Here is a 26,602-nt window from a genome sequence, read left to right on the forward strand (position 1 = left end):
CTGTGTCGGTGCCTCCCCCCATAATCGCCTTCGCTACGTTCACCGGAACGACCGGAGGCCACCGTTGCCCTCGATAGACGACTTCGCGACCTGGGAGTCCGTGCTGCGGCTCCTGCGCGCCGCCCACGCGGACAGCCTTGCCGCCCCGGGTGGCTATGTGACGGGGCAGATCGGCATCCACTCATGGAGCCTGGACCTGCCGCGACGGCTTCCCCCGCCCGGCCGGGCCGCCCAACTGGAAGACATGCAGGACGAGTTCGACACGGTGCAGCGACTACAGGGCGCGCTCACGGACGCCGGCATCGACGGCATGTCGTTCGTCGCGGAGATCTCGCCGAGCGGGCGCACCGCACTCGACCTCTTCGGGCCCAGCGCCGCCGTGGAGCGCGGCATCGGTGTGCACCCTGGTTCGCTCGTCCTGGTCGAGGACTCCGTACCCGAGCCCTGGCGTCGTCTGCCCGAGCCGGTGCCCGGCGCGGTACCGGCCCCCTCGGTGGATCTGGCGTTGCTGGAACGGACGCTCAGGGAGCGGATCCCGGATGCCATCGCCGCGACCGAGAAGGAGATCGCCGCCGCTGAGGCACGCCTCGGTGTGACGTTGCCCGATGAACTCAAGGTGCTCTACGGGGTGACGCGGGCGAAGTGGGAGGACTTCCGGGACGACGACGAGGGCTGGGAACGTATCGCCGACGCGGTCGGCTTCGAGCTGTTCTCCCCGGACGAGTTGTCCGTCGCCGACGCGTCGTCCCGTCCCAGCCCTTGGAAGTTCGGCGCGATGGAGGCGGTCGTCACCCCGCCCGACGCCGTGATCCAGGGTCTGGTCGGCTCGCCCGGCTGGATCGTCTTCGGCGACACCGGCGGCGGCGACCGGATCGCGGTCGACCTGACACCGGGCCCGCGCGGCCACACGGGGCAGATCATCGTCCTCAGCCATGAGGAGAGCGTCGGCGCCGATCTGATGGCCGACTCCCTCACCGACCTGGTGGTGAACGGGCCCGAGGACGAGCGCCGCCACCGCGCAGCCGAGCCACGGGCCGTGGCCAGGGTCAACATCCGAAGTCTGAACAGCGTTCAGGCCGCCGCGCACCCCGGGCTGGAGGCACTGAGCATCGGCGTCTGGGAGGAGGAGCCGCTCAGCCTCGCCCCCGTCACCGGACTGCCCCGCCTACGGACCCTCAGCGCCTACCCCGGTACGCTCGCCGACCCGCTGGAGATCGCCGAGTTGACGGGACTGGAGTTCCTGGAGCTCGCGCCGGCGGAGTGGCGCGTCCTGCTGGACGCCGGAGCCGTCCCGCGCAGCCTGTCGGCCGCCGCCATCGTCGTACACGGCTACCGGCACCCGCTGCCGATCGTGAACCTCGCCAACGAACTCCTCGCCCTCTGGAACCGCCCCCCGATCACCCGGACCACCCTGGTAGGCGACCTCGGGCCCCTGGCGTAGTCAGCGGTGGTGCCCTGACCTCAGACGGCGTTCGAGAGGGGCCGGGGACCACGTCCACGAGAGGGCGTCCGGGGGCCCGGGGACCACGTACGGGAGAGGGCCCGGGGACGACGTACGGGAGAGGTGCCGGCGGACGGCCCCGCGAGGGATCACCGGCCGCCCTCTCCCGCGCTCGAACCACATGCTCAGGCGAGGATCGCGATGACCTGGGCCGCGTAGCCGATCTTCTTGAACGTCGCATCGATCATGCTGTCGACGCTGAGGTTGACCTGGTTGTTGCACGAGGTGGTCCAGCCGCCGCGGGAGGCCTTCCACGCGTCGGCGATGGCGCGACGGGATCCGCTCCTGTTCCAGTCGTGGTCGCGGGATCCGTCCTCCCAGGTTCCGTGCAGTCGGCCGGACGTCAGGAAGACGAAGGCCGTGCCGTTGGTGAAGCGAGTGACGCACACACCACTGAAGTTGTAGCTGGGGAGGCCCGACACATGCGCGTGGCCGGAGTAGTTGTACGTGCCGCTGGGGAACACGCTCAGCGTGTACCAGCCGCCGACCGGGACTCCGCCACCGAACGTGATCTGGTGGCTGATGACGATGTCGTTCGGCGCTCCCTGGGGGACGGCGGGTTTCGCGGACAGGGAAGCCGAATCGCCTGACTGCGGTGCGGGAGCCTCGGCTGCGGCAGCCGGTGCCGTGAAGGCTCCCGCCAACAGGACCGACATGACGGCCAGGGCTCCGCGACGCTTGCGAGTACTCACACGACCTCGCCTCCTTCGTAATCAGAGGTTGGCGATTGCCTGCGGCAGGACTCTAGGTCCGGCGCCGTGGCAGCCGCGTGACGTGCTCGTGACCCCCTCGGATCGCAGGCCCGGAGGGCACCTGACCACGACGGGCCCGCCGTCGACGGGCCAGGACTCGGGCGTCGGCTTAACCTGAAGGCGTGGTCAGCGTGAACGAGGCTGCACCGCACCGCGTGCGCCTCGAACTTCTCGGCGGCTTCTCCCTGGCTGTCGGCGACACACGGGTGACCGTGCCGCCGGCCTCGGAGCGTCTGCTGGCCTTCGTGGCGGTCTCCTGCCGGGGCGCCGTTCCCCGCGGTCTGATCGCCGGCAGTCTCTGGCCCGAGGCACCCGAGCATTGCGCCTACGCCAACCTCCGCTCCGTCCTCGCCCGGCTGCGCGGCACCGGCCGTGCGGCCCTGGAGATCAGCCCCTCCACCGTTCGCCTGGCCGCCGGGGTGAGCGTCGACTTCCACCGCTGCCGGGCGCTGGCGGCTCGTGTGCTCGACTCCCACGCCCATGCCCGCCACCGGCCGAGGTTCGGCGCGCACACCGTGCTCCAGCTCTCCGCCGACCTGCTTCCGGGCTGGTACGAGGACTGGACGCTGCACGAGGCCGAAGCATGGCGGCAGATGCGGACGCATGCCCTGGAGCGGCTGGCCGCCGACTTCCTCGGGGCGCGGCGCCACCCGGAGGCGATCCTTGCCGCGCACGCGGCCGTACGGGCGGAGCCCCTGCGGGAGAGCAGCCGACTCGCGCTGATCCGGGCCCACTTGGAGGAGGGCAACGCGTCCCGGGCCCGCCGGGAGTTCGAACGGTACGCCCGGCGACTGCGGGCGGAGACCGGGGCGGGGCCGCCGGACCGGCTGCGCAGACTGCTGAAGGAGCAGGGCTGAGGCCGGATCCGTGCGATGGTGCGCGACATCGCATTCCCCTGCATGCACCCCGGAACAGTCGATAACATGCCTCTCTGAGATCACGGGGGCACGAGGGGTAGACGGATGACTGCCGAGGCACGGGAAGCAGTTGCAGACGCAGCCCTGAAAGTGTTCGCCTTCCTCTTCGGTGCCGGCGCATTCGTTTTCTCGATATGAGGAGAAGACGAGAACTCACGCCGCCCCGCCTACATAACCTATGGCGTTGTCTGCCTGGGCGTCACGACAGCCATCGCCTATATCGAGTCCGGCATCTCCCGGCGTTCTCTCCAGGCGCGGGAAAGACTGGCGGTCGGGGAAGCGCGAGCGCAGGAAGAAGTCGTCGCAGCCGTATCCGCCGCAGCCGTCCATCTCGCTCGCATCGGGGGCCTTCGTACGGGCCACAGCGCCGACTTGACGGGCGCACGCGGACGGCTTGAGCAATCCGTCTGCGTCGCTGCCGCACGCATCCACCCTGGATCACGTGCCGCCTTCTACGCCTGGAGGTCCGGCAGATTTGAGTGCGTCGGAATGTGGGCAGGAGCCCCCAAGATGACCACCAAGATTTCCCCAGGAGACTTCGGCTTCCCCGTCCTGCGGCATGCTCTGAGAGTGGGAGGCGTGTTCAAGGCCGAGAACGTCAGATCCTACCTCGACGGCCCCCGACTCTTGCGACGGAATGGGACAACGCGATAGTTCTGATTCCCGTTCGCGCCGGTCAGGATCAACTGGGTGTACTTGCAGTGGATGCTAAAATGACGACATGGGAATCTCCGCCTCCCACCGCACAAGGTATTTCCGACCCTGACGTTCGCCACCTCCTGGTTCTGGCCGATCTGCTGGCCAGCGGATCGGATAAGGTGAGGAGATCGCCACGTGAGTACGCCGGTCCCGCGACGCCCGCGAATCCTGGGAGTTGTCCCGAACCCGCCACTACGGAGAGACGACGAGGAAGAGGAAGAGAACGAGGAATTCCTCACGTTGGCATTTCACTCCCCGGGAGAATTCTCCCGGGGCACACCAAGCGTGGTACGCCCTCCTGGAGAAGTCCGACGGGACGCCAGGGCGCGAACTCTTGGCCTGGTCGTCTCATTCGTCGGAGCCGTAGGGATGAGCGCGGGGTTCGCCATCTCGTTCGGACGGCTCTTTTCCGTAGTCCCTGGCGTGATCGGAATTTTCTCACTGGTGCTCACCCTCTGGGCGAACATCCCCAATGCCCGCATCAGGCGACGGCCCACCCGTGACCCGCTCGCTTAGACGCACTGCGTCCGGCACCCGGCGCGACGGGCACGGTGATCGGCATCGACCACGACGAGCCGATGGTCGGCGCGACTCGCGCGCGCACCGTCCATCAGCCCGTGCTCACTGGGTGATGTCAGGACCCGGTGAAGTGCTGAAGGGCGCCCGCTGATCACGCTCGGCGTCGGGTGGTGTCAGCGCAGTACGGCCTCGCCCGCGTGGACGGCGCGCAGGGCGCGCTCGACTGTCTCCTCGTTCTCGCCGACCGGAGCCACGTAGCCGATGACATCGCGAGCAGCGTCCTCCCCGAGCATGCGGGTGATCACCCACGTGGCGAGATACTGGGACGCCAGACAACCGCCCGCCGTGGCGATGTTCCCCTCCGCGTGGAACGGCGCGTCCAGCACGGTGACGTCGCAGGCTTCGACAAAGGGCCGGCTCTTCATGTCCGTGCACACCGGCATGCCGTCCAGCAGCCCCAGTCGGGCGAGCACCAGCGCGCCGGAGCACTGCGCACCGATCAGCTGTCGCGAGGGGTCGAGCCGCAGCCTGGAGATCAGTCGGTCGTCGGCGACCACGTCTCGTGCCTTCACGCCGCTGCCGATCAGCACGACATCGGCTTCGGTGACGAACTCCATCGGGCGCTGCCCGGTCACCTCGACGCCGTTCATCGACGTGACCACCGGCGTCGGTGTCGTGACAAAGGCTTCCAGGCCGTTCTTGCGGCACCGGTTGATCAGCGCGGAAGCGATGAAACTGTCGAGCTCGTTGAACCCGTCGAAGGTGACCACGGCGACCTGCATCACGACTCCTCCCAGGACGGCATCGGACGCACAGTGTCCCTCGGCACGCCGCTCCGGGGCGAGAGCCAATCGGAGGCCGGTGGCATGGCGCGGTCGGCTGCGAGCGGCCAGGAAAGATCAACACGCGGCCGGGCATATGAGGATCGCCGGTTCACGGTCACGGTCGGCGGGCTGCCGTGCTGAATGTCCCGGTCGGCAACGGTAGCGGCCTGCTCTTCACAGGCACCGAAGAGCAGGCCACCGGACCGGGGCCGGAGAGGAACCGACGGGCATCGGGCCTCGGATCGGTTCCGGGGGCCCGATGCTGTCCGCTGAGGGCTTTCTACCAGTAGCCGCTGCACACCACGTCGCCCGTGCCGCCGTCCCGCAGGCAGACACGGTAGGCATAGCCGATGCCGCCGACCATGTTGGACCAGTCCGAGCCGCCGTCAGGAATGGTGACCGTCTCCGACTTGAGCAGCGGATTGCCGCTTGCTCTGCTGTGCTTCTCGATCACGGCATAGTGGTTCCAGAAGTTGTCGTTGGGGTACGGGTCGGTGCCGCGGACCCAGCCGGCATGGCAGGTGCCCGACCAGCGCAGTTCCGCCGTCATGATCCCGTCCGTGACCGACGTCTTGGTCGCGCCGTCGCCGTCGCAGCCGTAGGAGACGGGCCCCTTGCCGTCACAGCCCTCTTCGGAGCAGCCCGCGGCGTACGAGGTGCCGGCCAGCGGCAGCAGCACGGCGGCCATGGCCGCGCTGACAAGTAGGGACACTTTTACAGGAATGCTCTTCTTCACGGTGCCTCCATTGAGGGACGTTTTGCGCTCTTCCGTCGGCAAGGCGTGCCGGGCACAGAGGAGGTCCGGCCTGAACATCCGAGCGAGTACACATTTCAGACGCATCCGGAAAACATGCACTCGGAGTTGAGGCCTGGCGTTCGCTTGAGAGTGTTGAGCGGTCGCGTTCAGTAACTCCGGCTCGCTCACACGGCGAACTCGAGCACCAGCGGCACGGCGGGCACCGTCGAAGTCCCAGCGGCCATGGATCGCCTGCCGCTGCAGAAAACCGTCATCGTGCTCGCCTCCCCCTTCGCGCTGCAACACGTCAAGCCGACGGCAGCGCGGCACGACACTGCATCAGGCATTGATGGCGCGTCAACAGGCAATTGACCGGCCTTCGAGGGGAGGTGAAATCTCGGCCCGGGCATCAATCGCGGCCAAATACCTGCCGGACGACGCACATCGGACATGACTTCCGGGTGAGTATTCAAAAGGGCGTAACCAGAAGTTCATGTCTGCTCTCCGCCCTACGCGTTGGGATGACGACGGACCGACGAACCATGACAGTGAGCCTGCTTCTCGACAAGAAACGGGCTTGGGGACAAGTGGGCGACAGTGGGCCCAACGGGCCGAGTGCGTCACCCTGTCCAGAATTCCGTCAAGTTGATCGAGAGTGGCGGGTTTCGCTGAAGACGCCCCTTGCATTCACACCCCGGCTTCAAAACAGACTGACCCGTAAAGTTATGGGAAAGCCGGGCTCGGTAATGTGCGTCGGCGTCAGCTCTTGCATGTCGTGTGGATGTTGTGCCTAGCATGATCTTGCGTCGAACGGGTGGGCCGAAATCAATCCTCGTCCACCCTCGACCACGGCGGATGAACGGGGGGGGTGCCGCATTATGTCTGTCACTGTGCCCTGCCTGGACGCGGCAGGACGGAGCAGTTCCATGCGCCGGGCCGGCCCGTACGGGCCGGCCGGGTCTCATGAGACATCGCCCGCGACACCGCGAGGTGACGACCCCAGCCCCGTCCCGCCGCCGGCCGCCTCGACAACAGCCACGCGCGCTCCCAGGGAACCCTCCCCGGTTTCGGCGGCGTTGACGCACCGCCCCGACGCCTTCCGATTCCATTTGTCATGCTCCGGGCAGGCGTACTCGTCGCGGATCCCCAGCTCCGGCGTGCGCGAGGCCGTGGACACCGTCGGCTGACACGCACCATCAACTCCCGCGCGTCCACGACTCCTTGAGATCGAGACAGGCGGGTCCAGTCGTGCCCACAAGGGCACGGGGAACGTCAACGGGAGACAGGAAGATCTCTGTTGAGACCCAGGAAACGAACACGCACGCAACTGGCCGTGGTGGTGGTCTGTACGGCGCTTGCCGGCGGCCTCCTACAAGCCGGTCCCGCCCTCGCCGCACCCGACACCCGGCCCGCACCCGGCCACAGCGGGAAGACAGAGGCCGGCGGGGTCCCGAATCCCGACCTGCGGCTCGGCAAGGACTGGAAGTCCAGCAAGGACCGGGCCGTCACCTCCGCCGCCGACACCGACGGCCTGAAGATCCTGGTCGCCGACAGTGCCCAGGCGTACACCTGGAAGGTCGCCGCCGTCCTGAGTGAACCGGGCCTGCCCGCGGACTCGTGGATCGGCAACGAGTGCGCCATCGATCACGACCACGCGGCGGCCGTGTACGCGCCGCGCAGCTTCACGAACAAGCCGGACCTGATGCAGGGCGGCGCGTTCGCCGCGATCGTCGACCTGACCACCGGCAAGGTGACGAAGCTGCCGTTCACGGCGTCGCTGGCGTACTTCGACCCGTCGTGCAACCCGGACACGCACACGGCCGCCTTCACCGCCTTCCGCGACATGAACGACCCGGCCAAGACGCGGACCCGGGTCGTGACGGTCGACGCCTCCGGGAAGATTGCCGGCAAGACGGCGACCAGGGGCGAGGCGACCAGCGCCGTGCCCGTCAAGGACGGCGCGATCGCCGCCATGGGCCGTCACCTGGTCCACCTCGACCGCTCCGGCAAGACCAAGGACCTGCTCACGGCGGGCGGGGTGCCGTTCGACATCCACCCGGTCAACGGCGGTCACGTCGCCTTCGTGGAGCGCAACGGCAGCCGGAAGGCACGCGCCCGGGTCTGGACCGGAAGCGGCAAGGCGACCACGGTCGCCACCGGCGAGCTCGGCGACCTCGGCCTCGCGCGCGGCGGGTCCGCGAAGGTGTTCCTCACGGGGCACCCGGCGGGCACCCCCCGCACCCAGGGCACCGGGATCACCCGTGTCAAGACGGGGGTCGACACGACGGTCTCCAGCCAGGGACGGCTGGCGGTCGACCCGGTCCTCACCCCCGATATGCGGGCGGGCGTGGACCACGTGAAGAACGCGGGCAAGGGCTTCACCACGACCGAGCCCTCTCCGCAGAGCGGCAGGACGCAGGCCCCCGGCGCGGTGGACACCGCGTCGCTGACGGTCACCTCCACCGCGACCGGCACCGGTAAGAAGATCAGCCAGACGATCACCGGCACCAGCACCAGCCCGTCCACGGGAACGGACCGGCTCACGCCCGCCCTGGCCACCAGCGCCAAGGCGCGCTCGGCCGCAGGCTCTGGTCAGCACGCGCAGCCGACCCGGTCCGCGGCAGTGACGTCGATCGTGTCGCACGACCCGACGGACCCCGACCGCTGGTGCTCGGTCTCCCGCAACGACGTCGGCGCGCAGGCCCTGCAGCCCACTCCGAACCAGGTCGAGTGGGCCGTCGACATGGCCGTACGTGGTGATCTGCGCTCCAGCTACCTCACCCAGGGCGGCTACCGCAACCAGACGGGCCTCGGCACCATCGACCCACAGGGGTTGTTCCCGCCCCCCACGCTGACCGGCGGCGGGCGGATTCCCGCCAACGTGATGCTCGGCATCATGGCCCAGGAATCCAACATGTGGCAGGCCGAGTCCGGTTCCATCCCGGGCCAGATGGGCAGCCCCCTCGCCGCGGTGGACGGCTACTACGGTCACCAGATCGACCCGGGCGATCCCGACTCCTACTGGAACATCAACTGGAACAAGTCGGACTGCGGATACGGCGTCGGACAGGTCACCGACGGCATGCGCCTGCCCGGTCACGAGAAGCCGGGAGAGACGAGCCTGTCGCCGGCCCTGCAGAAGGCCGTCGCCACCGACTACGCGACGAACGTCGCCGCCTCGATGAAGATCCTCGCCGACAAGTGGAACGAGGTCCACACCGACGGCCAGAAGGTCACCGTCAACAACGACGACCCCTCTCGCGTCGAGAACTGGTTCACCGCCGTGTGGAACTACAACCTCGGCTTCAACCCGCCCTCTGCCGCATCCCAGCACGGCGGGCACTGGGGCCTCGGCTGGTACAACAACCCGGCCAACCCGCTGTACGCGAAGAGCTGGGGACACCCCTTCATGGACACGGACGTGGACGGCACCGCGGCCAACCACGACGCCGCCCACCCGCAGGACTGGCCGTACGAGGAGAAGGTAATGGGCTGGGCCGCCTGGTCCATCGACACCGGCTACTCCTACGCCACCTCCGGCCGCCAGGACTGGCCCGGAGAGTCCGGTTTCTCCTCGGCCGGCTTCCGGCCCGCCTGGTGGACCAGCACCGGTCAGCGCAGCCAGGTCTCGCCGCCGTTGAGCGCCTTCTGCAACAGCGACAACAACTGCGACCCGGCCTCGCCGCCCGACTGCGGGACCGAGGAGTGCTATGCGCAGTTCTGGTGGAACAAGCCCAACGCCACGTGGAAGACGAACTGTGACAATGACTGCGGGCACGAGCTGATCAAATATCAGACCCTGATCCCGGAGCCGGGGCGTGGTTACCGCCTGAAGAACGGTACGCCGGTCTGCTCCGGGGCACCTGCCGGCTCTCACGTCGTCGCCTCCGTGCCCAACGGCACCGAGACATGGAGCGACTGCGGGCAGATCGCCTCCTCGGGCAACTTCCAGTTCGCGTTCTACGCGGACACACTCGGCACCCACTACTGGGCGAAGGCCGACCTGCACCAGATCGGCGGCGGCTACGGCGGCCACTTCTGGTACACCCACACCCGCGACGAGGACCATCTCGGCGGCGAGGGCGGCCTGATGGACATCGACGGTACGTGGACGCTCGGCGAGAGCATGGACCTGGCCCAGGTCTGGGTGCACATACCCGACACCGGGGCGCAGACCAAGCGGGCGCACTACGTTGTCAACGGCGCGTCCGGCGGCCCCTACGACCGCTATGTCGACCAGAACGGCAGCAGCGGCAACTGGGTGTCCCTGGGCGCCTACAAGTTCACCGGGACCCCGAGCGTGACCCTGACGAACTACACGCCCGACGGCAGCGCCGACCAGGACATCGCCTTCGGCGCCGTCGCCTTCCAGCCCGTCAGCGGCACGTTCGTCCGCCGCACCCTGACCGCGGCCGCGGTCTTCGACCCCAACCAGGAGCTGAACTCGAACTGGCCTGTGTCCACCGAGTTCGACACCCCGGTGCGGTCCATGAAGTCGCTCTACGAGTGGGGCCTCGGTCTCGCCGACGAAGGCCACCTGTGGGACAACGACGACCCGTCGGTGCGAACGCAGGGCCTGACCTACTGGCCGCAATGCACGGACCGGGTGGACGAGAACTGCACCGGCCGGCAGACCTGGGCCTCGGCCAAGCAGTGGGGGGACGACATCAAGGCCGGCGGCTACACGCCCAATGCCGACGGCTCGGCACCATCGATGTCGATCCCGGTGTGGATGGGCATGTCCAATCAACGGCCCGATGCGTCGCTGCCCGCGAGCCAGGCGTACAAGACCGACGACAGCTACAAGATCAAGAGTGATGTCGTCGTCACGTTCGTCACCGACGGCAGCGGGAAGATCATCCCGGGCAGCGAAGGGGCGAACTACAAGGTCCGGGTCGGCAACGCCCACCTGCCCTACTTCGTCACGAACATCATGAAGGGCATCGAGGCCGACTACGGCATCCCGAAACCGGACATCGACTACACCACTCAGGACGCCCTCGAGTACGGGAATGTGATCGTCTCGCACCCGTACGAAGACGGCGACACCCCCGGGCAGGCGTACTTCCCGAACTTCCGGGGCGCGCGCCTGAACGCGGATCACACCTGCGTGGACTTCCGGGCGGTCGGCGGCGGCGTGCACGGCTACCGGGCGATGATCGGCCACCAGAACATCAATGACAACGTCAAGGCCTGGGTCGACAAGATCAACTCCAGCCCTGACACGAACTACGCCGTGCGCCACTTCGCCGGAGACATCTACTCGATGTTCTTCAAGAACTCCGGCGACTGGAACAACAACATGTGGGGCAGCATGATCGGCAACGCCCCGCCGATCTGGCAGGACATCGCTGCCGCGTTCTGCGCCGACGGCACCGTCAAGCCGACACATATGCAGGACGACCGTGACGCCACCCCTTCCAACGGAATCGTCTACCAGAGCTACATGCCCGATCTCTACCTCTATATCGACGACAAGATGACCGACAATCTCGGCCAGTCCTCGAGCACCAAAATCAGAGGAGGGGACTGGAAGGACTTCTCGAACACCCCCATACCGGGCGAAGATGGCAACGCCTACGGTTCCTGTAGCGCCTCGGGCCGAGGAAGCGGCGGGAATCCCTGGGGCGTCCAGGCACCTGTCCCCTTGTACGGAGACGGCCCCGGAAACCGCCCCACAAGCGTCGTTCACTGCGACGACCCGGGCACGAATTTCACTGATAACCTGACGCCCTGACGGCGGGTGCTTTAATTCCCAGGGGCCGCGCCTGACCAGGTGCGGCCCCTGGGTCACAGCAACGGAGAGACTCCATGGGATCCGGCTTCTCATTCATATTCATCCCCCTGTTCCTCTACGTGACACTGGTCGTGCTGCTGTGCGTGAAAATCGCAGACAACACGTCTTGGAAAATGGGATTGCTGTTCGCGACGGCTCTCATCTTCCTGCCGGCCGGGATCCTCACCATCGGCGGAATGTACGAAGCCGGTGCCTTCTAGGGGCCGGGGAAACAGGTGAAAATCCTCGTCATCGCACTGTCCGTAGCATTCTTGTGTGCAGCCTACGCATGGCCGGTGATTCCACTGGTCGTCTACCCGCTGAACCGACGGCGTGGCTTCTGGGCAGCCCTCTACTGTTGCGCCACAGCAGTGTTCTTCGGAATGGAGCACTACTCGCATTTCGCGATCGGGGCATTCTTCGAAGCGGCCGTATTCACCTCCGCCGCCCGAGCGATCGCCGAAGCCGTGGGCATACTGGAGACTCCTCGCAACGCATGGCGGAATCGGCACACGCCAACAGCCCGCTGAGTGCCGTGGAAGGCCGTGCCGTATGCCGCCGGTTCGCCGGTGCCGTCCGCGATGCCGATTCCCGTGACGGCGCACTGCCTCGTGCAGATCGGCGGCACGGTGGCCCGCACCGAGGGGGAGCCGTCGGGCGCGATGACGGGGTTCTCCGTGGCCCATCCGGCACGCAAGTGGCACGACGGCCCCGAGCGGCCGGGAAAGATCAAGGCCCAGATCTCCGGGTTCTCCCCCGCTGACCTGGGCCTTCGACATGTCCTGGGACTGGTGGGCGCGGACGGTTTCGAACCGCCGACATCCGCCTTGTAAGGGCGGCGCTCTACCGCTGAGCTACGCGCCCGGGACGAGTCGACAGCCTACCTTGCCTTGGGGGATCCCCCGCAAACCCGAATGCCGGGTACGACGGGGGGGATAGCCCCAGCAACGATCCGGTGGTCTGCCGCATCCTCACGGCGATCGCGGATACGTACGGTCGTAGGGCATTCGGTTTTCGGCTCTCAGGGGGACAGTGCCATGGCTCGTGCGGTGATGCACAGGGGACGTACGCGGCGTGCTCGGGCGGTCGCTCTCACCGGTCTCGTGGTGACGCTCGTCGCGACGGTGGGCGCGTGCGGGAACAACGCCGGGGACGACCCGCACCCGGACCACCGCTCCTTCGCGCTGCGCGGTCGTACGCTCACGGTGGACTCCGACGACTCGTCGCTGGAGATCGTTCCGGCCGACGTGGACAAGGTCGAGGTCACTCGGTGGTTCCGGGGCACCGTCGTGGCCGGTGGAGACCCCCGGGTGACCTGGGCCATGCGGGACGACCGGCTCGTTCTGCGGCTGAAGTGCTCCGGCCTGATCGCGGACTGCTCCGCCAGACACCGGATACAGGTGCCGCGCAGGGTCACCGTCCATGTCGAGGACGGCGACGGCAGCGTGCGGGCGCAGGGTTTCCGGGAGGCACTGAGCATCCGGACGCGGGACGGTTCGGTGCGGGTGACCGACTCCTCCGGGCCGCTCACGCTGCAGAGCGGCGACGGGTCGGTCAGCGCGACGGGGGTGGGCTCGCGACGCGTGTACGCCACGACACAAGACGGCTCGGTCCACCTGGAACTGGGCACCGTGCCCGACCTGGTGCGGTCGAGCAGCCAGGACGGCTCGGTCACCATCGGGCTGCCGCGCGACAGATACCGCGTGACCACCGGCTCCCGGGACGGTTCCGTCCGTGTCTCCGTACCGCGAGATCCGGCCAGCTCGCATGTGATCGAGGCGCGGACGTCGGACGGGTCCGTCACCGTACGGGAGGCGGGGTAGCCGGGGCGGGAGAGAGCAGGCATTCGGGCACACCGTGAACCGACCGGCCCGTGTGTTCGTCCTCATCCGGTGGGAGAATGACTCCGGGCAGGGCGGATGACAGCACGGGAGAGGGATGTGACGGCCACACCATCACGGGCCACACCACCGCAGCCGTGCACGCCTTTTGCGCCAGGCGGGCATCGCCGTCCCGTCCCCGGTACCTCACCGCCGGGCGCCTCGCCGCAGCACACCTCACCGCCGGGCGCCTCGCCGGAGCACACCGCGTCGTCGACCGCCTCGTCGTCGCGCACCTCGCCGCACCCCGTCTCGTCGTCCGCCGGCCGCACGGCCACGGCACGCACCGGCCGCTCTGTCCCTGTCGCCGCGCCCACCGCGGTCCGTGACGTCCTCGCCCTTCTCGCCCTCCCCCTCGTCGCCGCCCTGGTGCTTCCCTCCGCGTTCGCCGGGGGCGGGACGCGGCGGTGGTTCGGGGGGCGGGCCGAGGGGCTGCGGGCCGAGGCGCAGGCCGCCAAGGACGCCGCGGCGGCCGCGTTCTACGAGCTCGACACCGCCCAGCGGGATCTGAGGATCTCGATCGAGACCATCACCGCCGTCGACGACTCCCCCGCCGCCCGCCGCGTCCTCGCCGACTTCGAGGCGCTCGGGCGACGCATCGACGAGGTCAGTCACCGGTACATCGAGGCCGTCGACGCGCACGATCTCGACCGGGTCGATCTCGAAGCCTCCGTGGCCTCCCGTGCTCGGGCCGATCTCATCGCCGCCAAGGACGAACTCGGCCGGGTCAAGCAGGAGCTGGATCGTTTCGGCGAGAGCCTCGGGCCGCTGCTCGGCAAGGCCGAGACCCAGCTCGCCCGGATCGCGCCGGCCGTGGAGCGCGCCCGCCAGGCGCTGCTCGCCGCCAGCAACGCGCTGGACGGCACCCGGGCCTCCGGGCTCAGGGCCGACGACCTCGCGGCGCGGCTGGCCGCCCTCGCCCCGGAGCTGACCAAGCTCAACCAGGGCGCGGGACAGCACGGCGTGGCGGGGACCCTGGAGCGCGCCGAGCGGGTCACGCGGGAGGCCGAGGCGGTACGGGTGGAGGCCTCGCGGCTGCCGGAGCGGGCCGCCGAGATCGATCACCGGCTGGTGTCCCTGCGCACCCGGGCGCAGGCGCTCACCACGCGCGCCGGACAGGTGGAGCCCGTGCTGAGCGAGTTGCGGCGGCGGTTCTCGGCCGCGTGCTGGCAGGACCTCCAGCAGGTGCCGGAGCAGGCCACCGAGGCCGTGCGGCAGGCGGAGCAGAAGCTGAAGGACGCGCAGGCGGCGCGGGACGCCCAGCGCTGGGCGGACGCGGCATCGCTGCTGTCGACCGTACGGGCCCTGCTGAACACGACGGACGAGGCCGTGTCCGCCGCCGGGGACCGCCTCACGAGGCTGAACGCCGTGCAGAAGGATCCGCAGGGGGAGATCGAGCGGACCCGGTTCGCGATCCGGGACGCGCAGCGGCTGGCCATGGCGGGCCGGTCGACGCCCGATCCGCGCCATGCCCGCCCGCTGGACGACTCCGTGGCCCGGCTGGAGCAGGCGGTCGCCACGCTGGAGGGCCGTCACCCCGACTACTGGCACTTCCTGACGGAGACCGAGGCGGTGCGGCAGACGGTGGCCCGGGTGGTCACCCGGATCCGGGAGGAGCGGGGAGCCGGTCACTGAGCCCGTCCCGCCGGGGGGAGCGGGGGGCCGTCACTGCTCAGGTCCGGCCCCCGCTCCGAAGGGCACCGGTCAGGTCCGGTAGGCGTAGTACGCCGCGTTCGGGTACGACGCGATGATGCTCGCCACCGACCTGTTGTAGGTGTTGGTGGAGTGATACGTCACGTAGGGCACGCCCTGCGGGCTGCGGTAGGTGACGATCATGGAGTGGTCCTTCGACCCGTCCTTGTTGAAGTCCATCTGCAGCACGTCACCGACGTCCAGCTGGTAGACGTTGGCGAGGCTGGTGACTCGCTTGGAGGACAGGGCGAACCACGAGAACTCGTTGACGCCGACGAACGAGTCGGACTGGATCTCGGAGTTGCCGAACCACTTGTGGAAGTCCGTCCCGTCGCCGGGAACGTGCTTCCAGCCGCCCGCCTTCAGGGACTGGCTGACGAAGTTGGTGCAGTCGCCGCCGTCGGCCTCCCCGTTGAAGTCGGGGTAGTCCGGGTTGTAGTGGTTCCAGTACTTCTGCGCGTACGCCGCCATGGCCTTGTAGTCGTAGCCGGTGCCGGAGAAGCTCTTCGGCTTGGCGGGCGCGGGCAGCGTGACGGCCGCGCGGGGCGCGTCCGGCGGACCGTCGTCGGTGCCGGTCTGCGGCTTCGCGACGGCCGGCTTGGCCACCTGGTTGACCGCGAGGTAGCCGTCGTCGGTGTCGCGGATACCGGTCAGCTGCCAGTCGCCGCCCCGGTCGGCCTTGAAGGTCAGCTCGTGGTGGGCCTGGAAGCCGGTGGTCTTCGGCTCGTTGCCCTTGGTCTTCGCGTACGTCAGCGTCGTGGTCTCGGTGACGTCGACCGTGGCGCGCCGGCCCTTGACCTGCGTCGCGTCCAGCTTGACGCTGGTGCTGGCCGCGCTGTACTTCTCGCCCAGCTTTGCGAGGCGGGACTGGCGACCGCGCAGCTCGGACAGCGCGGAGTTCTCCTCGTGCGACTGCGTACCGGACAGGCGCACCTTGCCGGAGAAGCCGGACGTCAGCTGGTGCCGGCCCTTCTCCTGCCCGCTCTTGGCGTCCACCAGAGCGTTGGTGCGGTCGGTGAAGACCGCGTCGGCCAGTCGCTGGAAGGTGGCCTTGGTCGCCGGATCCACCGTCGGGTCGTCGGTCACGGCCGCGCCCGCGCTCCAGTTGGGGAGGAGGGCCACTCCTGCGACCACCGAGGCGGCTGCTGCGGTGACTATGGAAGCACGACGCCGCTTACGGCTCAATCTTCTTGATTTCAATGGTGTTTCCCCTCTACGCCGGTACACCTACCGGACGACGGCATCTTCGCATGGTGTGTGTGTCGGTTGTGAAGAGGGATGCACAAGTGGAACCAAGGGGTTACGGGCGTCACTTGACCACCGTCGACCAGTCCGGCGACTGCGCCGGATCCAAGGCACGCAGGCGCTGCAGGGTCTCGGGCTTCTGTACGTCGAGCCAGTCCGCCAGCTCCTTGAAGGACACGCACTTGACGCCCTTCTTCGTACACACGTTCTTCACAACCTGGTCGACGGCCTTCATATAGATGCCGCCGTTCCAGTCCTCGAAGTGGTTGCCGACGAACAGCGGCGCGCGGCTGCCGTAGTAGACGCGATTGAAGCCGTTCATGTACGAGTTGACGGCCATCTGCTCCCACTGGGAGTACTTCGAGGGGTCGCCGTGGACCTCGCCGTTGGACTGGTTGTAGAGGAAGTTGAAGTCCATCGACAGCGCCTGGACGTTGTCGGAGTACGGGAGCAACTGGAGCGGGAAGTCCCAGATGCCGTTCTTCTTCGTCGGCCATATCTGGAAGTCGCCCGGGGAGCTGGCGTCATAGCGCCAGCCGTAGCTCTTGATGGCCTTCAGCAGGTTCGGCTGGCCCTCCAGGCAGGGCGCGCGCCCGCCGGTGACCTCCTTCTTGAAGTCGAAGGGCAGGGCCGGGATGTCCTTGTAGCCGGTGTTGGTCTTCCAGTTCTCGACGAAGGAGTAGAACTGGTCGATCTCGCTCTTCCACTCGTCGACGCTCCAGTCGCCGCCGCCCTTGGCGCCGCAGAAGTGGCCGTTGAAGTGGGTGCCGATCTCGTTGCCCTCGTTGTACGCCTCGCGGAGCTGCTCCAGCGTGGTGCGGATGTGCTCGTCGGTGGCGTAGTCGATCGCGGCGGCGCCCACCGGGTGCTGCGGCGGGTGGTAGAGGTCCTTCTTGTCCTTGGGCAGCAGGTAGATGCCCGTGAGAAAGAACGTCATATGGGCGTTGTACTGCTTCGCCATCTCGCGGTAGTGGGAGAAGAGATGGTCGTCGCCCTGCAGCGCACCGTCCCAGGAGAACACGACGAACTGGGGCGGTTTCTCACCGGGCTTGAGCGGCACCGCCTTCAACTCGCCCTTCTGCGGGCCGGTGTACGAGGTGGAGCCGTCTCCCATGATCTTCGTCTTGCCGTCCCATTTGGGCTCGGCGGCCTTGACACCGGCACCCTTGCCCTCACCCTTCCCGGAACCGGCCGAGGCGGTCGCGGCGGTGCTGTCCGGCCGGGACACCGCGAGGAAGGTGATCGTGACGGAGGCGACGGCGAGGAGGACCGCCAGGGTCACACGGCCGTTGATCCGGTCGTTGATCCGGGAGAAGCGGGACGGGCGTGCTCGGCGGCGACGAGCGTTTCTCGTGGTCATGGGCGGCTCGTTCTGCGAGGAGGGGGGTGGGCGCGTGCGGTGTGTCGGCCGGCGACGTCAGCCGAGCGGTCTCAGGGCGTTCGACCAGATGCCGTAGGGGACGGCGGCGGCGATGCCGTCGAGTCCCTTGAGCGGCAGCGGTTCAAGGCTCTTGGACAGGTCCATGCGGTAGAGGACGACCGCGGTGGACACGGATGCGGTCGTTCCGACGTACCAGGAGGCGGTGTCGTCCTGTGTCGTGCCGGCCTTCCCGGCCACCTGGACCGAGGCGGGTGCCCCGGCCGGGTGGGCCAGCCGGAAGGACTCGTCGAGCGCCTCGGTGACCTGGCGGGCCACCGTGGCGCCGACCGCCCGCTGGGCCTTCGACGTCTTCATGGCGACCGTGGCACCGTTGCGGGTGACGCGGCGCACCGAATAGGGCTCGGTGTGCAGACCGTCCGCGGCGAAGGTGGCGTACCCGCTCGCCATACGGATGGCGCTGGGCGTGGAGTTGCCGAGGGACAGCGCGGGCACCTGTGAGCCGAAGCTGGAGGAAAGCAGCCCGGACGCCTCCGCGGTCTCGCGCACCTGGGTCAGCCCGGTGTCCATCCCGAGCTGCATGAACGGTGTGTTCACGGACCGGGCGAGCGCCTGGCCCAGAGTGATCGGCCCATAGGACTTGTTGCCGTCGTTGTGGGAGGTGACCTTCTTGCCGCTGCGGTCCCAGTACGGTCCCTCGGGCGTGGTGACGGGGATGCCGTCGTTGCCGTCGTACACCGACTCCGGACTCACCGGGGTCGCGGGGCCGCCACGGGTCTTGTGGACCCCGTGCTCCAGGCCGGCGGCGTAGACGAACGGCAGGAACGCCGAACCGGCCGGTACCGTCGCCGCGTTGGACTCGTTGTAGCCCTGTGTACGGTGATCGGGTCCGCCGTAGACGGCGAGGATCCGTCCGTCGTCGGCCACCGAGGCGGCGCCGTAGTGGGCGCTCTTCGCCAGGGCGGCATGGCTCTGCCGGGCCTGCTTGCGGGCCTTGGTCACGGAGTCCGTGAGCGCGTCCTCCCGCTTGCGGTCGAAGGTCGTGTAGATCTGGTAGCCGCCCAGGTCGAACTGCTGGTCCGAGATGCCCGCGGCCTTCTTCGCGTACTGCGAGGCCAGTTCCACCAGATAGTCGCTCTGCTTGCCGGTGTCGTAGAGCGGGTTCTGCTTGAGCGGCTCGGGGAACGTCTTGTACTTCGCCCGCTCGGCCGGCGACAGCTGGCCGATCTTGACCATGCGGTCGAGGATCCAGGACCAGCGCTCCACGGCCCGGTGGTGGTTCGCCTGGTTCAGCGTGGGGTCGTAGAGGCCGGCGCCCTTCAGCAGGGAGGCGAGGAAGGCGGCCTCGCTCGCGTTGAGCTGGCTGACGTCCTTGCCGTAGTAGGCCTGGGAGGCGCGCTGGATGCCGTAGGTGCCGCGGCCGAACCAGCTGGTGTTGAGATAGCCCTCCAGGATCTTGTCCTTGCTCATCCGGTTGTCGAGCTTGAGGGCGATCATCGCCTCGGTGAACTTGCGGCTGACCGTCTGGTTCTGGGTCAGATAGACGTTCTTGACGTACTGCTGGGTGATGGTGGAGCCGCCCTGGGTGTCACCCTCGCCGACCGTGCGGTACAGAGCGCGGGTGATGCCTTTGACGGAAATGCCCGGGTCGGTGTAGAAACTCTCGTTCTCCGCCGCGAGCACCGCCCAACGGACCTGCACCGGTATGTCCTTCAGCGGCATCGCCTGCCGCTGCACCCAGCCGGTACGGGCCATGGGAGTGCCGTCGGACCAGAAGTAGACGTTGTCCTGCTGTGTGGCGTACGAGTTGAGGTTGTTCGGTATGTCCGTGGCGGCGTAGGCGATGACCAGGAACGCGCTGCTCAGTCCGATCGACGCCAGTACGGCCCCGAGCCACTGGCGCCAGGAGGGCATCCAGCGCCGCCAGCCGGCGCGGCCCGGCCGCGGATACACCGGCTTGAGCTTGCGGGCGTAGGGTGCGGCCTTCTCGGCGTAGGGCGCGAGCTTCGCGGCGATCGGCGCGAGGGCGGTGGTGACACGAGTGAGGACCGGCGGCGGTGCGGCCTTTTTGCGGGCGGCGCGCCGGCCGGCCGGCTCCGGCTTGAGGACGCGCAGTTGCATGGTGGCGTCCGGCGGCGGCGTGGCCGCGTCCGCCTTCCCGCGCGCCGCGGCGTCACGGTCCGGTGGCGTCACGGCCTTCAGCTGCATGGTGGCGTCCGGGGGCAGAGCCGCTCCGGCCTTCAACTGCATGGTGGTGTCGGGAGGCAGGGCCGCCCCCGCCTTCAACTGCCCGGTCGCGCCCGGCGGCAGGTCCACCCCGGCCTTGAGCTGCATGGTGACGTCCGGATCGAAGGACCCTTCGGCCCGGGACTCGCCCTGGTCGGGGCGCTGTCCGGACTGACGCGGCGTCGCCCGACGGTCGTGCGGACGGTCACCGCCCTCGTTAGCCACGACGCCCCCCGGTGTACACACGGGCCCGGTGACACCGGCCCCCTATTCGCTGCCATGCCTCGGTCACGACTGCGTCTCCCTCCGCACTCGATGTTGCGCGCGCGGGTAGAAACGGCGGCCACGCATGTGGCAGCGAGCCCCCCTCACGACCTTGCGGCTCATCGCGGCTCATATAAATTATCAGCGACCTATGTGATGTCTCGGGTCAGGAGAGGCACTGAAGTGGCCATGTCGCAAATATTGAGGAGATCTTAAGGAGATTCTCCCGTCGCCACGCAGGCGGCCTCGCTCCTTCGCCGTCCTGTGACCTTCGGGAACCGCCGGTTAGTCTGTGCGCATGCCTCGCTACGAGTACCGCTGCCGTTCCTGCGGCGACACGTTCGAACTCAGCCGTCCCATGGCGGAGTCCTCGGCCCCCGCGGCCTGCCCCTCGGGCCACGACGACACGGTGAAGCTGCTGTCCACGGTGGCGGTCGGCGGCACGGCCGCCACCCCCGCACCGGCCCCCCGGGCAGGCGGCTCGGGTGGCGGATGCTGCGGCGGAGGCTGCTGCGGCTGAGCCGTAGGGCTTTGTCCGAAACACGCCCCGCCTGCGGCTGACTGTGGATAGGCCTCCGCCCGCCCCGGCAACCGGTCCGCGGCGGGCGGCCCCCTACTCCTGACGCGCCGCCTTCAAGAACTCCCGCAGGATCCGCTCCCCGGCCGCCACACCCCGCTCGGGCAGAGCGCTGATCCCCGGTGCCGTCCAGTCGGCGTCGGCGAGTTCACCGTGTCCCGGACGCCAGCCGAGGTCCGCCGCGAGCAGCAGGTCCGCGTCCAGCAGGGAGTCCCCGGCGGCCAGCGTCAGCGTGGCACCGGTGCGGCGGGCGACCTCGCGCATCGCCGCGCTCTTGGTGAGCGGCTTCGGCACGGCGTAGATCTTCCGGCCCTGGAGCGACACCGTCCAGCCGCGGTTCTCCGCCCAGACCGCCAGCTCCTTGACCCACTCCTCGGGCAGCAGCTCACGCTCCACCACGAGATAGACGAACAGGTCCTCGGCGACCCGGTGCTTGCGCACCCAGGCCGGGTCCGCGGTGGCCGCCAGATGGTCCCGCACCTCGGCCAGCGGCGCGCACTCCTCCGCGAGCCGGGCGAGCACCGCCGTGTGCCAGTCGGCATCGGAGACGCCGTCGACCAGCAGATGCCCGCCGTTGGCGCAGATCGCGTACGGCGGGGTGGGGCCGGGCAGGTTGATGCGCTGGTACTGCTTGCGGGTGCGGGTCGTGGTCGGCACGAACGCCGCCCGGTCACCGAGTTCGGTGAGCAGCTGCGCCGCGGTCTCGGTCATGTACGACAGCGGCTTGCTCTCGTGCACCTCGACACACAGCAGCCGGGGCGCCCTCGCGTCCGGCATGGTGAGCGCGAGCGCCGCCGACGAGTAGATCAGCGTACGGTCGAGGTCGCTGGCGACCAGCACGGGGCTCATGCGGTCACCGCCCGGCCGTCGGCACCGGTGGCGCCCCGCGTGTACCGGGGGTGGATCAGGCCCACACAGGTGTACGCGAGCCCGTCGACCTCCTCCACAGGTACGCCCCGCTGCTCGGCCAGCAGGCGCACATGGTCCAGGTCCGCCCCTGCCCCGGACCGGGCCAGGATCTTCCAGGGCACCCGGCGGAGCAGTACGCGCGTGGTCTCGCCGACGCCCGGCTTCACGAGGTTCACATCGTGGATGCCGTACTCCTCGCTGATGCGCTCCACCGCCGCCCAGCCCTCCCAGGCCGGGGTGCGGTCGGCGGCGAGCAGTTCCTTCGCCTGTGCGTCGACGGCGTCCTCGACTTCGGCGAAGCGGGCGGAGACGGCGTCCAGGAAGGCGACGGAGACGTCCGACGCGGCGAGTTCGCGGTAGAACTTGGCGCCGTGGTAGTCGTGCGGTCCGACCAGGTCGGCGCGCAGCACGGTGCGCGATATCAGGCCGGACACCGTCGAGTTGAGGCAGGCGGACGGGATGAGGAAGTCCTCTCGGGTGCCGTAGGTCCGCACGCACGAGCCCGGGTCGGCGAGCACCGCTATCTCCGGGTCGAAGCCGGTGACGCCTTCCGACTCCTCGAACTGGCGTATGGCTTCGGCGAGTTCCCGGGTGATGGCGCCCTTGCCGGTCCAGCCGTCGACGAACACGACGTCACCGGGGTCGTGGTGCCGGGCCAGATAGCGCAGCGCGTTGGCGTCGATGCCCCGGCCGCGGACGATCGACACGGCGTAGTGCGGCAGGTCGAGGCCGTGCCGGGCTTGCGCCCACCGGCGCATCAGCACGCCGACGGGCGTGCCGGCCCGGGCGAGCGAGACGAGGACCGGCCGCGGGGACCGCTCGGCGAGCACGGTCTCGGTGACCACTCCGACGGCCTGCGCGAGCCGTGCGGCCGAGGCGTCGAGGGCCGTGCGGAACAGCTCCTGGTACTGCTCGCTCGGCTGGTACTCCACCGGCAGCGACTCGGCGTAGTGCGCGCCGCCGCTCTGGACGGCCTCCTCGCGCTCCTCGGTGGGCGCCTCCAGAGTGACGTCCGAGAGGTCCTGCAGCAGCCAGCCGACCTCGTCGGGCGCATACGAGGAGAAGGCGGGGCCGCGGAGGGGCTCGGACAGCATGGCGGTCCTTTCGGGGTCGTACGAGGGCGCGGGGAGGTAACTCGGGACGACCGCGAGCAGGACATGCGGGGTGTGGGCGGCGAGCCGGTCGAGGAGGCCGCCGGGCGCGTGCAGTGCGGGGGTGTCGGCCGCCGAGTCCACGACGGCGACGACGGCATCGAAGCCGGCGTCCGCGACGTTGTAGGCGTAGCGCTCGCCGGGGCCGTCGGCCGGGTCGTCGTGGGCGGGGAAGACGATCCGGGTGCGTATCGCGTAGCCGGGGTCATCGACCGCGAGGACGGGCGAGCGGGTGGTCGTGGAGTAGCGCACCTCGGCCGTCTGGAGCTGCTCCAGTCCGTGGGCGAGCCGGAGCGGCGCGTACATCAGCTCCTCGGAGCCGAGCACGAGCACCCGGCGGGCTCCGGCGGGCAGTGCCGCGGCGAGCCGCGCGGCCATACCGGGCAGGGCGCTCTCCAGACGCGCCCGGTGCCCGGGGGTGAACCCGTGCCGTCCGCCGTCGGGCAGCCCGCGGGGCCAGTCGAGCGCGACCCGGGTGACCGTGCCGTGCGCGGGCCGGTCGGGCACGGCCGACTCGTGCCGGGCCACCAGCTCCCGGCCCCTCTCCAGCACGTCCCCGGGCATTCGTACGGTCCCGGCAGCGGCCGTGACCAGGTCCACCCGGGCGCCGATCTCCCGGGCGAGCTCATCGAGCCGTCCCAGGTCGGCGGGCGAGCGCATGTCCACGAGGGCGACGACGACGTACCGCTTCCTCGGGTAGCGCGCGTGCAGGTCGCGGATCGTGTTCATGACGGTGTTGCCGGTGGAGAACTCGTCGTCGACCAGGACCAGCGGGCCGTCGCCCGCCAGCAGCTCCGGATCCTCCGGGAGCAGCAGGTGGGAGGTGGCATGGGAATGGGACTCCTCGAAGCCGCCCGCGCGCGCGACGCCCTCGACGGGGCGGCGGGTGGAGTGCAGATAGGGCGCGAGGCCGAGGCCGTCCGCCACACAGTGGCCGAGGCCGGTGGCCGTCTCCGCGTACCCCAGCACGATCGCGCGCCCGGCCTCGTCGGTGCCCAGCAGGTCCAGCACCCGGCGGCCCAGCGTCAGCCCATGGCCGTGGACGAGGGACGGGGACTGCGGGACGTGCTTGCCCAGCACGTTGGAGACGAGCAGATGCGCCCGCTTGGGGTTGCGCCGGAGCGCGAGCCCCAGCAGCTCGGTCAACTGCTCGTCACCGACGAGTTCCACCCCGAGCCGCTCGGCGACCCAGGTCCCGGACCAGACCACGTTCTTCCTCGGTTCCTTGTCAGTACGACGGTTGGACGGCGGCTTCGGCATTCAGCGCGGCACCCCGGCGGCCAGCAGCTCCACGAAGCCGATGTCCTCGTTCGCGACGCCGAACACCTCGGCGCGCTGGAGAGTGCGCTCGGCCCAGGCCCGGTGCGGCTTCACCTCGTTCATCTTGTTCGTGTACGCGGAGCGCAGCACGCCCCCGCCGAGGCGCTCGGGCCGCAGGATGTCCTGCGCGTCGCTGTACTCCTCGTGGCTGACCACGGACAGCGCGTGCACGGGCATCACATGCGAGGGATGGATGCAGGTCTTGCCGAGCAGGCCGTTGGCGCGATCGAGGGCGATCTCGCGCAGCAGTCCGTCCATGTCGTGCTCGATCAGCGCCTCGCGCAGTTCCTCGACCTCGCCCTCCAGGAACGGGCTGCGGCGCAGCTGCGGTTTGAACATCCGCTCCTGGACCCGGAAGTACTCCCACACCGGCCCGGTCACCGTGAACCCGGTACCGTCGGCGCGCCCGAGCACATTGACGACGTCGGCGATCACGGAGGCCACGGTCTGGACGTCGTACGCCGTCATGTCGGGCGCTCTGCGCAGACCGTAGGCGGAGCAGAAGTCGGTGACGCCGAGGCGCAGCGCGAGGACCCGGTCGCGCCACTTGTCGACGGTGCGGAAGATGCCGTTCAGCGCCTCCCGGCGGGTCTCCAGGTAGAGCAGGTCGGGGGACTCCAGGACGGGCATGGCGAACAGCCTGCGCCCGCTCGCCGTCTCCGCCGCGGTCAGGGCCTCCAGGAACAGCACGCCCCGCTCCTCGTTGAACTTCGGGAGGACGAAGCCGGAGAGCAGCCGCACGGCCGGACCGAGCCGGGCCACCAGATCCGGGATCTGCGCGGGGACGCGGACGCGGATGAACAGCAGCGGCAGTTCCGCGTCGGGGAGCGCGGCAAGGCGGGTGAACTGGCGGACCAGGTTCTCCTCGGCGTCCACGACGTCCGCGTCGTCGATGGAGTCCTCCAGGCACAGCACCATGGAGACCACCCCGCGGCCGGCCTGCTTGAGCACGTCGTCGGCCAGGTGCGGCCGGGTCGCCGGGCTGTACAGGGTGGCACCGAGGGCCGCCGCGAGCACGGGGGCGGGCGAGTCGGCGGTGAAGACGGCGGGCTCCCGATGGAAGAGACGCTGCCGCTCCTCAGGGGCGATATGCCCGAAATGACGCATGAGACTCCCCCGTGGTGCTGGACGACCCGGACAATGGCGGCTGGACGACCCGAAAAGAGGTGGCCGGTAATAGTACGTAGAACTCCATGTCCTGGGTTCCCGTCGGGCATGAAGTTCAGGTAACTCGGCTGTGTCGGGGACCGGTCGGTGGTATGCGGGTGGGTGTGCGGCGCCACGCCGCGGGGCACCACCCCCGCGTTGTCGTGACCAGGACCGAGAAGGCAGGATGACGCCATGACGCACGCGATGCTGAAGGGGTCGAACGTACCGCTCAAGCCCTCCGCGGTACGGGCGGTACTGCGGTGGGCGCCGGGACAGGACGCTCCGGACGTCGACGCCTCGGCGCTGCTCCTCGGGCCTGACGGACGGGTGCGGTCCGACGAGGACTTCGTGTTCTACAACCAGCCCCGGCACCCCTCGGGCGCGGTCCGGCTGCTGGGCAAGAAGCGGGCGGCGGAGGGGCTGACCGACACGATCCAGACGGATCTGACGGGGGTCGAGCCCGGGGTGGGCCAGATCCTGCTGGTCGCCTCCGCGGACGACGTCCCCTTCGACCGGGTGCGCTCCCTGTGCGTCCTGCTGTACGACGCGTCCGGCGCCGACGCCGAACCGATCGCGTACTTCGACATCAAGCCCGAGACGGGTGCGGAGACGGCGCTGATCTGCGGGGAGCTGTACCGGCGGGGCGACGGCTGGAAGTTCCGGGCGCTCGGCGAGGGCTACTCCAACGGGCTCAAGGGCCTCGCGAACGACTTCGGCATCTCGGTCGACGAGTCGGAGACCCCGCCCGCCGTCACCGGGCAGCTACCGACGGCGGCCACGGCCTCGGTCGTCGCGGCGGCCACGGCGTCCGTCCCCGCGCCGCCCGAGGTCTCAATGCCGCTGCCGCCGGAGCAGCCGGTGGTGCGGCAGCCCTCGTACGGGTATCCGCTGGAGCCGGCGACACAGCCGGCCTACGGCTACCCCCAGCCGACCGCTCAGCCGGCGTACGGCTACCCGCAGCCGGAGACCGCCGCGGTGTCCGCACCGGCCTATGGCTATCCCCCCACGGCGGCGCCCGTGCCCGACCCGGACTTCGAGCTGCCGCCGCAGGGGCCGCAGTTCATCGGGCGGTAGCGCCGGCGGAGGC

At 69.2% G+C, this 26,602-nt stretch carries 18 protein-coding genes and 1 tRNA gene; 9 read left to right on the forward strand and 10 right to left on the reverse strand.

Annotated features, from left to right (window positions below; all coding sequences use genetic code 11):
* Positions 1 to 64 precede the first annotated feature (64 nt).
* Positions 65 to 1,441, forward strand: a complete 1,377-nt coding sequence (locus tag AB0L95_RS13560) for an SMI1/KNR4 family protein (RefSeq protein ID WP_365161379.1) — start codon at positions 65 to 67, stop codon at positions 1,439 to 1,441.
* A gap of 185 nt (positions 1,442 to 1,626) precedes the next feature.
* Here AB0L95_RS13560 and AB0L95_RS13565 read toward each other — a convergent pair whose 3' ends face one another.
* Entirely contained in the window at positions 1,627 to 2,193 is a 567-nt protein-coding gene (locus tag AB0L95_RS13565) for a hypothetical protein (RefSeq protein ID WP_365161380.1), read from the reverse strand.
* Positions 2,194 to 2,375: 182 nt separating this feature from the next.
* Here AB0L95_RS13565 and AB0L95_RS13570 point away from each other — a divergent pair, with 182 nt between their 5' ends.
* On the forward strand, positions 2,376 to 3,110 hold the full coding sequence (locus AB0L95_RS13570) for a BTAD domain-containing putative transcriptional regulator (RefSeq protein ID WP_365161382.1): 735 nt from the start codon (positions 2,376 to 2,378) through the stop codon (positions 3,108 to 3,110).
* Positions 3,111 to 4,561: 1,451 nt separating this feature from the next.
* Here the strand turns inward: AB0L95_RS13570 and AB0L95_RS13575 are convergent.
* Positions 4,562 to 5,170, reverse strand: coding sequence for a DJ-1/PfpI family protein (locus tag AB0L95_RS13575; protein ID WP_365161384.1), 609 nt, complete (start codon positions 5,168 to 5,170; stop codon positions 4,562 to 4,564).
* A gap of 322 nt (positions 5,171 to 5,492) precedes the next feature.
* Positions 5,493 to 5,924, reverse strand: a complete 432-nt coding sequence (locus AB0L95_RS13580) for a DUF2690 domain-containing protein (RefSeq protein WP_365161386.1) — start codon at positions 5,922 to 5,924, stop codon at positions 5,493 to 5,495.
* Positions 5,925 to 6,191: 267 nt separating this feature from the next.
* Between AB0L95_RS13580 and AB0L95_RS13585 the strand changes: the two genes are divergently transcribed.
* The 3 genes from AB0L95_RS13585 to AB0L95_RS13595 all read left to right on the forward strand — a co-directional run bounded on the left by AB0L95_RS13585 (position 6,192) and on the right by AB0L95_RS13595 (position 11,945).
* Positions 6,192 to 6,320, forward strand: a complete 129-nt coding sequence (locus AB0L95_RS13585) for a hypothetical protein (RefSeq protein WP_365161388.1) — start codon at positions 6,192 to 6,194, stop codon at positions 6,318 to 6,320.
* Between the two features lie 925 nt (positions 6,321 to 7,245).
* A complete protein-coding gene (locus AB0L95_RS13590) occupies positions 7,246 to 11,685 on the forward strand; it encodes a hypothetical protein (RefSeq protein WP_365161389.1) in 4,440 nt (1,479 codons plus the stop codon).
* A 74-nt stretch (positions 11,686 to 11,759) separates the two neighbouring features.
* Positions 11,760 to 11,945 (forward strand): hypothetical protein, encoded by a 186-nt coding sequence (locus tag AB0L95_RS13595; RefSeq protein ID WP_365161391.1) that lies wholly within the window; start codon positions 11,760 to 11,762, stop codon positions 11,943 to 11,945.
* Between the two features lie 568 nt (positions 11,946 to 12,513).
* Here the strand turns inward: AB0L95_RS13595 and AB0L95_RS13600 are convergent.
* Positions 12,514 to 12,588 (reverse strand) — tRNA-Val (locus AB0L95_RS13600).
* A 173-nt stretch (positions 12,589 to 12,761) separates the two neighbouring features.
* Between AB0L95_RS13600 and AB0L95_RS13605 the strand changes: the two genes are divergently transcribed.
* Together AB0L95_RS13605 and AB0L95_RS13610 are read left to right on the forward strand one after the other, a co-directional pair.
* Positions 12,762 to 13,547, forward strand: a complete 786-nt coding sequence (locus AB0L95_RS13605) for a DUF4097 family beta strand repeat-containing protein (RefSeq protein WP_365161392.1) — start codon at positions 12,762 to 12,764, stop codon at positions 13,545 to 13,547.
* Positions 13,548 to 13,973: 426 nt separating this feature from the next.
* On the forward strand, positions 13,974 to 15,239 hold the full coding sequence (locus AB0L95_RS13610; protein ID WP_365161494.1) for a hypothetical protein: 1,266 nt from the start codon (positions 13,974 to 13,976) through the stop codon (positions 15,237 to 15,239).
* 69 nt (positions 15,240 to 15,308) lie between these two features.
* Here the strand turns inward: AB0L95_RS13610 and AB0L95_RS13615 are convergent, their stop codons facing one another.
* From AB0L95_RS13615 to AB0L95_RS13625, 3 genes are all read right to left on the reverse strand, one after another.
* The gene (locus tag AB0L95_RS13615; RefSeq protein ID WP_365161394.1) at positions 15,309 to 16,430 is read right to left on the reverse strand and encodes an amidase domain-containing protein; all 1,122 of its coding nucleotides are present in this window, start codon (positions 16,428 to 16,430) and stop codon (positions 15,309 to 15,311) included.
* Positions 16,431 to 16,605: 175 nt separating this feature from the next.
* Complete coding sequence (locus tag AB0L95_RS13620; protein ID WP_365161396.1) at positions 16,606 to 17,901, reverse strand: hypothetical protein; 1,296 nt, start codon at positions 17,899 to 17,901, stop codon at positions 16,606 to 16,608.
* Between the two features lie 57 nt (positions 17,902 to 17,958).
* Positions 17,959 to 20,169, reverse strand: coding sequence for a transglycosylase domain-containing protein (locus tag AB0L95_RS13625; protein WP_365161496.1), 2,211 nt, complete (start codon positions 20,167 to 20,169; stop codon positions 17,959 to 17,961).
* Between the two features lie 538 nt (positions 20,170 to 20,707).
* On the opposite strand from AB0L95_RS13625, the gene AB0L95_RS13630 reads away from it, so the two are divergent.
* The gene (locus AB0L95_RS13630) at positions 20,708 to 20,929 is read left to right on the forward strand and encodes a zinc ribbon domain-containing protein (RefSeq protein ID WP_365161397.1); all 222 of its coding nucleotides are present in this window, start codon (positions 20,708 to 20,710) and stop codon (positions 20,927 to 20,929) included.
* A 93-nt stretch (positions 20,930 to 21,022) separates the two neighbouring features.
* Here AB0L95_RS13630 and AB0L95_RS13635 read toward each other — a convergent pair whose 3' ends face one another.
* From AB0L95_RS13635 to AB0L95_RS13645, 3 genes are read right to left on the reverse strand one after another with little or no spacing between them, the layout of a single operon-like run.
* Positions 21,023 to 21,835 carry an HAD family hydrolase gene (locus AB0L95_RS13635; protein ID WP_365161399.1) on the reverse strand — a complete coding sequence of 271 codons (813 nt, stop codon included), beginning with the start codon at positions 21,833 to 21,835 and terminating at the stop codon, positions 21,023 to 21,025.
* On the reverse strand, positions 21,832 to 24,306 hold the full coding sequence (locus AB0L95_RS13640) for a phosphoribosyltransferase (RefSeq protein WP_365161401.1): 2,475 nt from the start codon (positions 24,304 to 24,306) through the stop codon (positions 21,832 to 21,834). The genes AB0L95_RS13635 and AB0L95_RS13640 overlap by 4 nt, the downstream gene beginning before the upstream one ends.
* Positions 24,307 to 25,473, reverse strand: a complete 1,167-nt coding sequence (locus AB0L95_RS13645; RefSeq protein WP_365161403.1) for an HpcH/HpaI aldolase/citrate lyase family protein — start codon at positions 25,471 to 25,473, stop codon at positions 24,307 to 24,309.
* 234 nt (positions 25,474 to 25,707) lie between these two features.
* Between AB0L95_RS13645 and AB0L95_RS13650 the strand changes: the two genes are divergently transcribed.
* The gene (locus AB0L95_RS13650; RefSeq protein ID WP_365161405.1) at positions 25,708 to 26,589 is read left to right on the forward strand and encodes a TerD family protein; all 882 of its coding nucleotides are present in this window, start codon (positions 25,708 to 25,710) and stop codon (positions 26,587 to 26,589) included.
* Positions 26,590 to 26,602: the final 13 nt, after the last annotated feature.

The organism is Streptomyces sp. NPDC052036 (genome assembly GCF_040680495.1).
GTDB lineage: Bacteria > Actinomycetota > Actinomycetes > Streptomycetales > Streptomycetaceae > Streptomyces.